The 12,707-nt window shown below is 70.9% G+C and carries 14 protein-coding genes and 1 pseudogene; 9 read left to right on the top strand and 6 right to left on the bottom strand.

Features of this window, described 5'->3' with window-relative positions; translation table 11 throughout:
• Positions 1 to 12 precede the first annotated feature (12 nt).
• The 3 genes from ACFVH0_RS14745 to ACFVH0_RS14735 all read right to left on the bottom strand — a co-directional run bounded on the left by ACFVH0_RS14745 (position 13) and on the right by ACFVH0_RS14735 (position 2,880).
• The gene (locus ACFVH0_RS14745; RefSeq protein WP_385820059.1) at positions 13 to 603 is read right to left on the bottom strand and encodes a DUF5134 domain-containing protein; all 591 of its coding nucleotides are present in this window, start codon (positions 601 to 603) and stop codon (positions 13 to 15) included.
• A 138-nt stretch (positions 604 to 741) separates the two neighbouring features.
• Positions 742 to 1,566 carry a phosphoenolpyruvate hydrolase family protein gene (locus ACFVH0_RS14740; protein WP_385820057.1) on the bottom strand — a complete coding sequence of 275 codons (825 nt, stop codon included), beginning with the start codon at positions 1,564 to 1,566 and terminating at the stop codon, positions 742 to 744.
• 60 nt (positions 1,567 to 1,626) lie between these two features.
• Positions 1,627 to 2,880, bottom strand: a complete 1,254-nt coding sequence (locus tag ACFVH0_RS14735; protein ID WP_385820055.1) for a Tm-1-like ATP-binding domain-containing protein — start codon at positions 2,878 to 2,880, stop codon at positions 1,627 to 1,629.
• A gap of 105 nt (positions 2,881 to 2,985) precedes the next feature.
• Between ACFVH0_RS14735 and ACFVH0_RS14730 the strand changes: the two genes are divergently transcribed.
• Complete coding sequence (locus tag ACFVH0_RS14730) at positions 2,986 to 4,398, top strand: PLP-dependent aminotransferase family protein (protein WP_385820053.1); 1,413 nt, start codon at positions 2,986 to 2,988, stop codon at positions 4,396 to 4,398.
• A gap of 15 nt (positions 4,399 to 4,413) precedes the next feature.
• On the opposite strand, the gene ACFVH0_RS14725 is transcribed toward ACFVH0_RS14730, so the two are convergent.
• Positions 4,414 to 4,800: a VOC family protein gene (locus tag ACFVH0_RS14725; protein WP_385820051.1), complete on the bottom strand. Its 387-nt coding sequence runs from the start codon at positions 4,798 to 4,800 to the stop codon at positions 4,414 to 4,416.
• 77 nt (positions 4,801 to 4,877) lie between these two features.
• Here ACFVH0_RS14725 and ACFVH0_RS14720 point away from each other — a divergent pair, with 77 nt between their 5' ends.
• Entirely contained in the window at positions 4,878 to 5,429 is a 552-nt protein-coding gene (locus ACFVH0_RS14720; RefSeq protein ID WP_385820049.1) for a GNAT family N-acetyltransferase, read from the top strand.
• 12 nt (positions 5,430 to 5,441) lie between these two features.
• Here the strand turns inward: ACFVH0_RS14720 and ACFVH0_RS14715 are convergent, their stop codons facing one another.
• A complete protein-coding gene (locus ACFVH0_RS14715; protein WP_385820047.1) occupies positions 5,442 to 6,125 on the bottom strand; it encodes a glycerophosphodiester phosphodiesterase in 684 nt (227 codons plus the stop codon).
• Between the two features lie 284 nt (positions 6,126 to 6,409).
• Between ACFVH0_RS14715 and ACFVH0_RS14710 the strand changes: the two genes are divergently transcribed.
• The 4 genes from ACFVH0_RS14710 to ACFVH0_RS14695 all read left to right on the top strand — a co-directional run bounded on the left by ACFVH0_RS14710 (position 6,410) and on the right by ACFVH0_RS14695 (position 10,334).
• Positions 6,410 to 7,807 (top strand): DUF6421 family protein, encoded by a 1,398-nt coding sequence (locus tag ACFVH0_RS14710; protein ID WP_385820045.1) that lies wholly within the window; start codon positions 6,410 to 6,412, stop codon positions 7,805 to 7,807.
• Between the two features lie 26 nt (positions 7,808 to 7,833).
• The gene (locus ACFVH0_RS14705; protein ID WP_385820043.1) at positions 7,834 to 8,601 is read left to right on the top strand and encodes an SDR family NAD(P)-dependent oxidoreductase; all 768 of its coding nucleotides are present in this window, start codon (positions 7,834 to 7,836) and stop codon (positions 8,599 to 8,601) included.
• Entirely contained in the window at positions 8,580 to 9,659 is a 1,080-nt protein-coding gene (locus ACFVH0_RS14700; RefSeq protein WP_266692508.1) for a low specificity L-threonine aldolase, read from the top strand. The genes ACFVH0_RS14705 and ACFVH0_RS14700 overlap by 22 nt, the downstream gene beginning before the upstream one ends.
• A gap of 75 nt (positions 9,660 to 9,734) precedes the next feature.
• Positions 9,735 to 10,334: a transglutaminase domain-containing protein gene (locus ACFVH0_RS14695; RefSeq protein WP_385820041.1), complete on the top strand. Its 600-nt coding sequence runs from the start codon at positions 9,735 to 9,737 to the stop codon at positions 10,332 to 10,334.
• A gap of 115 nt (positions 10,335 to 10,449) precedes the next feature.
• Here ACFVH0_RS14695 and ACFVH0_RS14690 read toward each other — a convergent pair whose 3' ends face one another.
• Positions 10,450 to 11,172, bottom strand: coding sequence for a lysophospholipid acyltransferase family protein (locus ACFVH0_RS14690; RefSeq protein WP_385820039.1), 723 nt, complete (start codon positions 11,170 to 11,172; stop codon positions 10,450 to 10,452).
• Between the two features lie 194 nt (positions 11,173 to 11,366).
• Between ACFVH0_RS14690 and ACFVH0_RS14685 the strand changes: the two genes are divergently transcribed.
• From ACFVH0_RS14685 to ACFVH0_RS14675, 3 genes and pseudogenes are all read left to right on the top strand, one after another.
• Complete coding sequence (locus tag ACFVH0_RS14685) at positions 11,367 to 11,717, top strand: TlpA family protein disulfide reductase (protein ID WP_385700511.1); 351 nt, start codon at positions 11,367 to 11,369, stop codon at positions 11,715 to 11,717.
• Between the two features lie 196 nt (positions 11,718 to 11,913).
• Positions 11,914 to 12,420 carry a flavin reductase family protein gene (locus tag ACFVH0_RS14680; protein ID WP_385820037.1) on the top strand — a complete coding sequence of 169 codons (507 nt, stop codon included), beginning with the start codon at positions 11,914 to 11,916 and terminating at the stop codon, positions 12,418 to 12,420.
• 203 nt (positions 12,421 to 12,623) lie between these two features.
• Positions 12,624 to 12,707, top strand: a pseudogene (locus tag ACFVH0_RS14675) (electron transfer flavoprotein subunit beta); the annotation flags it as partial.

The following is a 12,707-nucleotide window of genomic DNA, read 5'->3' as shown; positions in this document are numbered from 1 at the left end:
TGACCGGCCGGCTCACAGGGCGAGCAGCATCGCGAACATGGCCATCCCCATCGTCAGCCGACAGGCGAGCGCCAGCTCGGGGCGCGTACCCCAGGTGGGGCCGGCAAGGCCGTCACCACCGCCCGCCGGGGCGGGAGCGGCGGCCACCGGTATCAACCGGGCCCCCGACCGCAGCACGTACACCGCGTAGTAGGCCAGGAGCAGTCCGGTCAGCAGGGGGACGCCCCCGGCCGTCGCCGCGACCCCGTGACCCAGGTGCCCGCCGTGCCCCGCCCCGCCACCCGGTGCCATCGTCAGGGCCATGTAGACCATCGCCGAGGACCCGACCAGATGGTGCAGATGGTGACTGCCGCGCCGGGAGAACCACAGCGCGCGCAACGAGGCCACCCCGAACAGAGCCGCGTACACCGCCCATCCCCAGGCGGGGGGTGTCACCACGGCCGCCGGCACCGCCATGGCGGCCATGCCGAAGCCCATCAGCGCCTCCGCACGTGCCGTCCTGCGCCCCTCCCCGGTCTCGCTGCGGGTGCGCAGCAGACAGTACGCACCCGTCATCGCGCACAACGCCATCAGCAGCCAGCCCGACATCGCCGATCCGTGCACAGCGCACCTCCCCCTCGCCGCACCACGCAGTCCCCTTGGTGGATGCCCGGGGGAGGACCGTCGTACGCGGCGCACTGAAGTACAAGGGGAGCGCGCGGAGGGAGTGTTCCCGCCGCGCGCTGTGCTTCCGCGTCCCTGTCAGCCGAGCGTCAGGGACTTGAACGCGCGTGCCTGCTCGGTGATGGCACGCTCCGTGGGCAGCCGTTCCATGGACGAGGCGCCGAAGAAGCCGGCGATCCCGGAGGTGTGCTCCAGGACGTAGCGGGCGTCCTCCGGCTCGGCGATCGGGCCGCCGTGACAGAGCACGATGATGTCGGGATTGACGCGCTTCGCGGCGTCGTGCATCTCCTGCACGGCGGTGGCGGCCTGATCGAGGGTGAGCGCGGTCGAGGCACCGATGGAGCCCTTGGTGGTCAGCCCGACGTGCGGTACGAGGACATCGGCACCCGCCCGCGCCATTTCGGCGGCCTGCTCGGGGTCGAACACATAGGGCGCGGTGAGCAGATCGCGCTCATGGGCCTGGCGGATCATGTCGATCTCCAGACCGAAGCCCATGCCGGTCTCTTCGAGGTTCTCGCGGAACCTGCCGTCGTACAGCCCGACGGTGGGGAAGTTCTGTACGCCGGTGAAGCCGATGGCCTTCAGCTGGTCGAGGAAGTTGCCCATGATCCGGAACGGGTCGGTGCCGCACACCCCGGCGAGCACGGGGACGTCCCGCACCACGGGCAGCACCTCGCCCGCCATGTCGAGCACGATGGCGTTGGCGTCGCCGTACGGCAGCAGACCCGCCAGCGAGCCCCGGCCGGCCATCCGGTACCGGCCGGAGTTGTAGATGATCAGCAGATCGACGCCGCCGGCCTCCGCGCACTTGGCGGACAGGCCCGTGCCTGCGCCCGCGCCTATGACGGCCTTGCCTGCTGCGACCTGCTCGGTGAGGCGCGACAGGGCTTGATTGCGGTTCACGGATGGGACTCCTGTTTCCATTGGTGGGTTTCTCGCCGCTCGGGCGCGCGGACGCGAGGCTCAGACGTTCGGGTGGGAACGTTCCTGGGTGCTGATCAGCTGGTGCAGGTGGTCGGCGGCGGCGACGGCGAACGACGCGTCGTTGAGATGGGCGCCGATCTCGCGCAGATCGACGGCGCTGCCCCGCAGCGCGGTGCGCAGGGACGCCAGCCCGGCCGCGTCGGCCTCCGGATCGTGGAACGGCCCGCCCGGGGCGTCCACCGCGGAGACGCCGCCCAGCGGCCAGAGGACCGCTGTCGGGCCGTGCGCCGAGGCCAGCTTCCGCCCCATGGAGGCGCCGAGTTCGGCCATCTCCTCGGGCGTGGTGCGCATCAGGGTGACGGTCGGGTTGTGCTCCAGGAACTGGCGTCCGGCGAAGCGCTCCGGGACGGTCCCGGCGGCGCCGAAGTTGACCATGTCCAGTGCGCCGGGCGCCACCACCTGCGGCAGCCCCGCCCGGCCAGCAGCGGTGAGCCGGTCCGGGCCGGCGCTCAGCACGCCGCCGACCAGATCGTCCGCGAGTTCGGTGGTGGTCAGGTCGAGGACGCCGGCCAGGAACCCGCCCGCGGCCAGCTTCTCCAGCGCCCGGCCGCCCGCGCCGGTGGCGTGGAAGACCAGCACCTCGTAGCCCAGCTCGTCCAGCCGCTGCCGGGCGGCGTCCACCGCCTGGGTGGTGACGCCGAACATGCTGGCGCCGATCAGCGGACGCCCCTGGGGCGCAGGCTCGTTCAGCCGTCGCTCGTGGTGGATGGCCATGCCCGCCGCCGCGGCCACCGCGTTGCCCATGATCTGCGTCGACACGGAATTGATGCCCGCCACGTCGACCACGCTGTACATCATGGTGATGTCGCTGCTGCCCACGTACGGCGACACGTCGCCGCTGGCCATGGTGGACACCAGTACCTTCGGGACGCCGATGGGCAGCGCCTGCATGGCACGCGCGGCGATGAACGACCCTCCGCTCCCGGCCACCGCCAGCACCGCGTGCAGCTGCCCCTCGCGGTAGAGATCACCGACGATCTGCTCGACCCCGTCGGCCATGGCGGACACCGCCGCGCCGCGGTCCCCGTTGGCGCGCAGCGCCTCCAGACCGTGCCCGGCGCGCCGAGCGACGGCCGCCGCGTCGATGTCGCCCGTGACCGTGCCCACGGGCGACGGCATCACCCCGGCATCGACGAGAACCACGTCGCAGCCCGATTCGCGAAGCCGTGCCGAGAGCCACTCGTACTCCGGCCCTTTGGTGTCCAGTGTTCCGACGAGCACCACGGTCGCCATGTTTCTGCTCCTTTGCAACGGCGTTCACCCGATCATGTGCGAGCCACCGGAGGGTGGCAAAGACCACTTGAGGGCAATTGGCCTGCGGCGGGCGATGATGAGTGCATGGACCGGATTCCTCCCACCCGGCTGTCCCGGCTGCTGACCGGGTGGTCCAAGGACGGCACGGGCGCGATGCCGCAGCTGCTGGCCGAGGCGCTGCGCGAGCTGGCGCAGCGCGGAGACGTGGCACCGGGCACTGTGCTGCCCTCCCAGCGCGCCCTGGCGACAGCGCTGGGCGTCAGCCGTTCCACGGTGACGGCCGCGTACGGACTGCTGGAGGCCGAGGGGTGGCTGGAGAGCCGGCAGGGCAGCGGCTCCCGGCTGCGGGGCTCCGGCGCGGTGGGCGAGCCGGCGACCGAGGGCCGGCTGGCCAGCTTCGGGACCAGGGACGGCGGCATCGACCTGTCCAGCGGCGCGCTGGACGGCCTGCCCGCGGTCGCGGCGGCGGTCGGTGAGCTGTCCGCCGACGACCTCACCTCCGCGCTGGCCGGCGACGGATACCTCCCGTACGGGCTGCCCGAGCTCCGCGAGGGGATCGCCGAGTACCACCGGTCGGCGGGCCTGCCGACCTCCCCGGACCAGATCCTGGTGACCGCCGGATCCCAGCAGGCCGTCTGGCTCATCACCCAGGGCCTGGTCGAACCCGGTGACACGGTGATCGTGGAGGACCCGACCTACCGGGGCGCGCTCGAAGCGCTGCGCGGCCGCGGCGCCCGGCTCGTACCACTGCCCGCGGACGGGGCCCACGGCGCCCGCGCGCTGGCGCGGCTGGCCGGTCACGTCCGGCCCCGCCTCGTCTACCTCCAGCCGTCCGTCCACAACCCCACCGGACGCGGCATGGACGAGCCCACCCGCCTCGCCTGGGCCGCCGCCCTGGCCGAACAGGGCCTGTACGTGGTCGAGGACAACGCCTACGCCGAACTGTCCCTGCTCGACGACGCCGCGCCCCGCTCCCTCGCCGGCCTGCTGCCGCCCGCCGCCACGGCCACCGTGGGCACCCTGTCCAAGCTCTTCTGGGGCGGACTCAGGCTGGGCTGGATCCGGGCCTCCACCACCGTGATCCGGCGGCTGGCCGACATCAAGAAGTCCGTCGACCTTTCCTGCCCGGTGGTGGACCAGATGCTGGCCGTGAAGCTGCTGCGGCAACTGCCCGAAGCGCGGGCCCGCCGCCGCTCCCGGCTGCGCGAACGTCTGACGGAGACCGAACGGCTCCTGCGCGAGCAGCGGACCGGCTGGCGGTGGGAGCGCCCCGACGGCGGCTCCGCCCTCTGGGTGGAGATCCCGGGCGCCGACGCCGAGGCCACCGCCCAGCTGGCCCGCCGCGCGGGCGTACTGATCGTCCCGGGCCCGGCCTTCTCCGCCGTGGACGGCTTCCGCCACCATGTGCGGCTCCCGTTCGCCGATGACGACGGCAGCCTGGCGAAGGCCCTGCCCGTGCTCGTCGACTGCGCGGAACGAAGCCGCACCGCACACTGACGGCATCCAGGGCCGTCAGGGGCGGTAGCGCAGCGGATGGTCCGCGGGGACCTCCACCATGACGATCCGGTGCCCGTCCGGATCGCGGATCCACATCTCGACCAGCCCCCACGGCTCGCGCACCGGCTCCCGCAGCACCTCGACGCCGGCGGCCGACAACTCCTCGTACGCCGCCCGTACGTCCGCGACCTGCATCCACAGTTCGAGACCGGGCACCGGCGGCTCGGCGGCGCGCCCCGACACCTCCAGGAAGCCCCCGCCCAGGAAGTAGACCGTGCCCCGCTCGGGGCCGGTACCGAACTCCCGGTAGACGGGCAGCCCGAGGGATTGCCCGTAGAAGATCCGTGACCGCTCGGGATCCACCGGACGCAACAGGATCCGGCTGCTCAGCACATGAATCATGCGCCGACTCTAGATCCGCGGCACGCGCGTTACGCTGCTCCGGCACGGCCACAGCACAGAAACGGAGAGCCACCGCAATGGACATCGCCCCCGCCCAGGACCCGGGACAGCTGACCTTCCGCGACGCGGCCGACGCCGATGTACCGGCCCTGGTGGCGCTCATCGAGTCGGCGTACCGCGGGGACTCCAGCCGGACCGGCTGGACCACCGAGGCGGACATCCTCCAGGGCCGGCGGACGGACCCGGACGGTGTGCGAAAGGTCCTCGAAGGGCCCGGCAGCCGACTGCTCGTGGTGGAGCGCGACGGCGAGCTCGTCGCCTGCTGCCAGCTCGAACACCGCGGCGAGGCCGCCTACTTCGGAATGTTCGCGGTCCGCCCCGGACTCCAGGGCGCCGGACTCGGCAAGGTGATCATCGCCGAGGCCGAGCGCACCGTCCGGGAGAGCTGGGGCGTGCGCGAGATGCACATGACCGTGATCTCGGTGCGCGAGGAACTGATCGCCTGGTACGAGCGGCGCGGCTACCGCCGTACGGGAGAGCTCAGCCCGTTCCCGTACGGCGACGAGCGCTTCGGCATTCCGCAGCGTGACGACCTCGTCTTCGAGCTGCTGGTCAAGGACCTCGTCTGACCGGGCCCGCGATCAGGCGGTGAAGCGGCCTGCGCGGCGGATCTCCGGGTAGTCGGTGGTCGCGCCGTCCAGCCGCAGGGCGCGTGCCAGCCGCAGATGGTCCTGGGTGTTCACCACCCAGCCGATGACCTTCAGCCCCTCGGCGTGCGCCTGCTCGGCCACCTCCAGGGTGAGCCGGCGGATGTTCAGCGCCAGCGTCGCCGCCCCCACCGCCTTCCCCCGGTCCACCACGTCGCCCTGCCAGCGGCTCGCGATGAGCACGGTCCGTACGCCCGGCACCAGCCGGGCGATCTCGGCCACCGCCTCGTCATGGAACGAGGACACCTCGACCCGGTCGACGAGATCGCGCCGCAGCATCACCTCGGCCAGCGCGCGGGCCGCGGCCGCGTCCTTGATCTCGGCCTGCACGGGGGACCGTACGGCGTCGAGCACCTCCTCGAAGACCGGCACCCGCTCGCCCAGCCCGGCATCGAGTTCCCGCAGCTCGGACAGGGTCTTCCCATTGATCGGCCCCTTGCCGTCCGTCGTGCGGTCCACATCGGCGTCGTGCATCACGGCGAGTGCGCCGTCCTTGCTCAGATGAAGGTCCAGCTCGATCGCGTCCATTCCGGCCCGTTCCGCGTGGACGAACGAGCGCAGGGTGTTCTCCGGCTCGACACCCATCACTCCGCGATGTCCGATGGTGAGAAAAGACAAGGCAACCCGCTTCCGTCGACGGCTTCTCCCGCGTGCGGCTCCTACCCAAGAAGCACTACGGCATTACGGCGATTCGGCAGCCTGACGGCCTCGCGGCGGATGGGAAGGACGGACGCCCGTGGCGCGTGTCCGGCCGACGGAAGTGGCCGCCTCAAACGTTCCGCACAGGAAGAATCGCGGTGACCATGGGGGTGGGCAGGATAATTTTCTGGACCCCACTTGTCTCAAGGAACCGCACATGGATACGGTTGCTTAACGCGAGGTTCTCCCGTGGAGGAAGTGTTATGACGGAAATTCTTGTGCACGACGCCGCCGAAGGCGGCATAGCTACGGACCGGCGGGTGGTCGATCATCCCGCCTGGCCCGTGCTCAAGAATGCCGTGGAGGAGATCCGGCCCTGGCAGTCGAAGGACGGTGCCATCGACTTCGAGGCCGAGGGAGCGCCGTCCCCGGAGGCCGCACGGTCGACGCTGGACCGTGTGATCGGCGCGGTCGAGGAGCTCTCCCCGCTGCTGCCGCACGACGCCGCGTACCACCGCGCCCTCGTCGCAGACCTGCGCCGCTGGGCCGCGGACGGCTTCGGCGTGCCGGACTTCCTGGACTCGCTGCTCGCCTTCCAGCCGGCCAAGGACCGCGCCGACGGGCTGCAGCACCTGGTCGTCTTCGCGATGTACACGCAGAACGGCAACCCGGACCGAAACCTCGAAGCGGTCGTGCTGCGGATGGTCTGGCCCGAGTGGCTGGCCGATCTCGAAGCCACCCGCTACGACAACCCGCTGTTCTGCGGCATCACCTTCGAGGACTTCACCTCGGGTTACGACACCAACTCCGCGGTGCTCTTCCCGGAGACCATCGCCGTGCGCGAGGCTCCCGAGCGCTTCAGCTGGGGCGGCATCTTCTGCGACCGCGAGGCCGCCCGCTTCCGCCGGGTCACCGAGGCCTCCGTCGAGCTGCTCGGCGTCGAACTGCCCGAGGACATCCGGGAGATGGTCGCCGACCAGCAGCGCTGCGAGCAGGCCTTCGTGCTCTGGGACATGGTCCACGACCGCACCCACAGCCACGGCGACCTGCCCTTCGACCCCTTCATGATCAAGCAGCGCCAGCCGTTCTGGATGTACGGCCTGGAGGAGCTGCGCTGCGACCTCACCGCCTTCAAGGAGGCCGTGAAACTGGAGGCCGAGGGCAACGCGCACGGCCGCGACGTCCAGTACGCCGTCCTCTTCGACCGGATGTTCCGCTTCCCCGTCACCGGCGAGCGCGTCCGCAACTACGACGGCCTCGGCGGCCAGCTGCTCTTCGCGTACCTGCACAAGCACGACGTGGTCCGCTGGACCGACAACACGCTGAAGATCGACTGGGACCGCGCCCCGCAGATCACCAACCAGCTCTGCGCCGAGATCGAGAAGCTCTACCGCGACGGCATCGACCGCCCCAAGCTGGTCCACTGGTTCGCCGCGTACGACCTGGTCTCGACCTACCTCGCCCCGCACCCGGGTTCCCGCTGGGCCAAGGGACCGGACGCGCTGGACCTGTCGCAGCCGCCGCGTAAGCTCGTCGACGATGTGCTTCCGGACGAGTTTCCCCTGAGCATGTTCTATGAGGCGCTCTCCAAGAAGCTGAAGAACGTGATCGCCTCGACCAAGGGGATCACCGCCGCGGATGCCGAGCGGGCAGCCGCGTGAGCGCCGGGTCTGAGGAGGCGGTGGCCATGAACGGAAACGGCAAGGGCAACGGGAGCGGCGCTCTCGAAGGTGCCGTCGTAGCGGTCGCCGGGGCCGCCGGCCCGGCCGGACGGGCCGCCCTGCTGCGGCTCGCCGAGGCCGGCGCGACCGTCGTCGCCTCCGACGCGGACGCCACCCGGCTGGCCGAGGCGGTCGACGCCGCGCGCTACGCCCACGGCGGCGCCACCGTCACCGGCGACACGGTCGATCTGCTGGACCTCGGCGCCGCCCGCGAATGGGCGGACAAGACCGAGAAGGAATTCGGCCGGATCGACGGCCTGGTCCACCTCGTCGGCGGCTGGCGCGGCAGCCCGAGCTTCGCCGAGACCGACCTCGCCGACTGGAACCTGCTGGAGAAGCTGCTGATCCGTACGGTCCAGCACACCTCGCTGGCCTTCCAGGAGGGTCTCCAGCGCAGCGACCGGGGTCGCTATGTGCTGATCAGCGCGGCAGGGGCGAGCAAGCCGACCGCGGGAAACGCGGCCTACGCCGCGTCGAAGGCGGCGGCCGAGGCCTGGACGCTCGCGCTCGCGGACGCGTTCCGCAAGGCGGGGGGCGACGAAGGGCCCAGGACCGCGGCTGCGATCCTGATCATCAAGGCACTGGTGCACGACGCGATGCGCGCCGAGCGCCCCAATGCGAAATTCGCGGGCTTCACCGACGTCAAGGAGCTGGCCGATGCCATCGCCGGCGTCTGGGACCGGCCCGCCCCGGAAGTGAACGGAAAGCGCCTGTGGCTGACCCCACAACCGTAAGGACCGACGCGCGGCGCCACCACGACCCGCAGGTCCGCGGCTTCGCCAGCGACAACTACGCGGGCACCCACCCGGAGATCCTCGCTGCCCTCGCCCTCGCCAACGGCGGTCACCAGATCGCCTACGGGGAGGACGAGTACACCGAGCACCTCCAGCGCGTCATGCACAGCCACTTCGGCCCCACCGCCGAAGCCTTCCCGGTCTTCAACGGCACCGGTGCCAACGTCGTCTCCCTCCAGGCGATGACCGACCGCTGGGGCGCGGTGATCTGCGCCGAGTCCGCCCACATCAACGTGGACGAGGGCGGCGCCCCGGAGCGGGTGGGCGGCCTCAAGCTGCTCACCGTGCCCACCCCGGACGGCAAGCTCACCCCCGAGCTCATCGACCGGCAGGCATACGGGTGGGACGACGAGCACCGCGCCATGCCACAGGTCGTCTCGATCACCCAGAACACCGAGCTGGGCACGGTCTACACACCCGACGAGATCCGTGCCATCTGCGACCACGCCCACGGGCACGGCATGAAGGTCCATCTGGACGGGGCCCGGATAGCCAACGCCGCGGCGTCGCTGGACGTGCCGATGCGTACGTTCACCAACACCGTCGGCGTCGACGTGCTGTCCTTCGGCGGTACGAAGAACGGGGCGATCTTCGGCGAGGCCGTGGTCGTCCTGAACCCGGACGCCGTCCGTGCCATGAAGCACCTGCGCAAGCTGTCGATGCAGCTCGCGTCGAAGATGCGCTTCGTCTCCGTACAGCTGGAGGCGCTGCTCGCCGGGGATCTCTGGCTGCGCAACGCCCGGCACGCCAACGCGATGGCCCAGCGCCTCGCCGAGGGCGTGCGCACGGTGGACGGCGTGGAGATCCTCCACCCCGTCCAGGCCAACGCCGTCTTCGCCCGGCTGCCGCACGAGGTCAGCGAGCGGCTGCAGAAGCGCTTCCGCTTCTACTTCTGGGACGAGGCGGCCGGCGATGTCCGCTGGATGTGCGCCTTCGACACCCGGGAGGACGACGTGGACGCGTTCGTCCTCGCCCTGAAGGAAGAGATGGCGAAGTAGTCAGGGTTGAATAGATATGCGGCCGGCCGGAAAGTCATTGACCTGCGGCCGGCCGCACATCTACGCTCGGCGGCCATGGAGCTGATCCAGCAGGTCCCGGAACTTTCCGCCTATCTCGCTGCCGACGAGGCCATCGACCACGAGCATCCGCTGGTGAGGGAGACGGCCGCCGAACTCCGCGGCGACAGCACCGACGCATATGCATACGCAGCCGCCGCTTATGCCTTCGTCCGCGACACCGTCGTGCACTCCGCCGATTCGGGCGACCCGCGCGTCACCTGGCGCGCCTCCGACGTCCTTGCGACGCGCAACGGCATCTGCCATTCCAAGTCCCACGCCCTGGCCGCCCTTCTGCGCGCGGCGGGCATCCCGGCCGCCCTCTGCTACCAGGGGCTCCGCGACGACGACGGGCAGCCCGGCCCGGTGCACGGGCTGATCGCGGTCCGGCTGCCCGGCCGGGGCCGCTGGGACCGCCAGGACCCCCGGGGCAACAAGCCGGGCGTCGACGCGCGGTTCTCGCTCGACGAGGAGCAGCTGGCCTGGCCCGTCCACCCCGAAGCCGGCGACGTGGACTACCCGCTCCTGTACGCGACTGCGCATCCGGCGGTGCTGCGCGCGCTGAGGTCCGCCGAGGACCGCCGGCAGCTGTGGCGCACGCTGCCCACGGCGCTCTGAGGCCACGCGGGTGGGCAGCCCCGAGCCAGCGGCCCGCCGGATTCACCCGATCGCCGCAACGGCCTCTCTCCGGGGCGCGGAGCACCGCCCGCCCCCCGGAGTGACGTTTCGGCCGTCAGCTCTTCTCCCGCACCTCGGCGGGGGTCGGCGCCGTACCGCCGAGGTGGGCGGGCACCCACCAGGTGTCGCTCGCGTCCTTCGGGCGCACGGGATAGGCGCGCTGAGCCGCCTCCAGAAGCTCCTGGACCCGCTCCCGCAGCCGCCGGGTGATCGCACCCGCGTACTGGTCGGTGGGAGCCTCCACCGGCTCGCCGACCCGGATCGTCACCGGGATGTGATTGCGCTTGAAATTGCGCGGCCGTCCCTTGGTCCACAGCCGCTGCGTGCCCCACAGCGCCATCGGGATCAGCGGTACTCCGGCCTCCTGGGCCAGCCGGGCGGCGCCCGACTTGAAGCTCTTCAGCGTGAACGACTCCGAGATGGTGGCCTCGGGGAACACGCCGACGATCTCGCCGGAGCGCAGCGAGGCGAGCGCGTGCGCATACGCGTCCTCGCCCTGCTTGCGGTCGACGGGGATGTGCTTCATCCCGCGCATCAGCGGCCCCGAGACCTTGTGCCGGAAAACCGACTCCTTCGCCATGAAGCGGACCAGCCGCTTCTGCGGCAGGGCCGCGAGCCCGGTGAAGATGAAGTCCAGATAGCTGATGTGATTGCTCACCAGTACCGCGCCACCGGTCTTCGGGATGTGCTCGGAACCCTGAGTGTCGATCTTCAGGTCAAGCGCCTTGAAAAACGTGCGAGCGGCGCCGATGACCGGCCGATAGACGAGTTCTGCCATCTGGGGAAGACCCTTCTTCAGCGCCTGAGGAGGGTTCTCCCGGCGGAAGTTACGCAGCCGTAGGTTTGCGGCATTGCGCCGATCGTGCCCCATGCGCGACGCGGTGGCCAGTCTCCGAGGGCTCGGGGCGCGAGATTCTCGTCACGTGGAACCTCCGGGAATGTCTCGCGGGCCGACGGTGCTGACCTCTTGCGATGAGCTCTGACGGGAGGCCGAAGGTGGACGGGCAGACGCGTGGAGGGCCGCTGGACGCGGCCCGGATCGGCGCCGAACTGGGCGAGCGGGCCACTCTGGTGCAGTTCTCCAGCGCGTTCTGTCAGCCCTGCCGGGCCACCCGCCGCACCCTCGCGGAGGTGGCCCGCATGGTGGACGGTGTGGCCCATGTCGAGATCGACGCCGAGGCGCATCTCACCCTGGTGCGGGAGCTGGAGATCAGCCGGACGCCCACCGTGCTGGTCCTGGACGCGGCCGGCCGGATCGTCCGCCGGGCCGTCGGCCAGCCGCGCACCGTCGACGTGGTCGCCGCGCTGGGACAGGCGATGTGACGGACCGTGACGCATCTCCCACATCGCGGAACGCTCTTGACTGCACCCACCATGCATCGTCAGTCTGACGCTATGCCGCCGGAAGTCCTTCTCTACGGCCGGGTCCACGTCGATCTCGCCCGCAACGCGAGTGCGCGCTGTCCGGGTGCCTGAGCAACCACGGCCCCGTACGCCACTTCCGCAGAAGGACATGTCCATGACGGCATCGCCCGAGCTCGACGCCCCCCGCCAGGCTTCCCCCGAGCTGCTCCGCTCGGTCTTCCGGCAGCACGCCGCCGGTGTGGCGGTGATCACCGCCGCCGGTGACCGGCCGGTCGGCTTCACCGCCACCTCCCTCAACTCCGTCGCCGCCGAACCGCCGCTGATCTCCTTCGGGGTCGGCACATCGTCCTCCAGCTGGCCGGTCCTGGCCGAGGCCGAGCACGTCGGCGTCCACATACTCGGCGAGCACCAGCAGGAGCTGGCCGCCACCTTCGCCCGCAGCGGCGCCGACCGGTTCGGCCCGTCCACCTATTGGCGCAGTGGGCCCGAAGGAGTGCCGGTGCTCGGCGGCGTACTGGCGTGGCTGGTCTGCCGCGTGGTCGCCCGCGTCCCGGCGGGGGACCACCGGATCGTGATCGCGCAGGCCGTGGCCGGCGATCCGGCCGGAGCCGGCCGTCCGCTCCTCTATCACCAGGGCCGTTTCAACGCGCTGAGGGACTGATCCGGCCCGGGCGGCACATGGGGTGTCGTACGTTGGGCATATCACAGTTCCAAGCGCTTGCTCATGGGTGAGCCGCTGGGTGTACTGGCTAGTAATATTTCCGGTCGAGGCGTCGGTCGCCCCGACCGGAAACCGCCCCATCAGGCGCCTATGCTGCGTGCAACAAGGCAGCCCGGAAATGACGATGCAGTAGGAGAGCCGGCGTGAGCTTGAGGATCGTTGTCTGTGTGAAGTACGTGCCCGACGCCACCGGTGACCGGCATTTCGCCGATGACCTGACGGTGGAC

The organism is Streptomyces sp. NPDC127117 (assembly GCF_042677325.1).
Taxonomy (GTDB): Bacteria; Actinomycetota; Actinomycetes; order Streptomycetales; family Streptomycetaceae; genus Streptomyces.
This window is presented reverse-complemented; position numbering and strand designations above follow the sequence as displayed.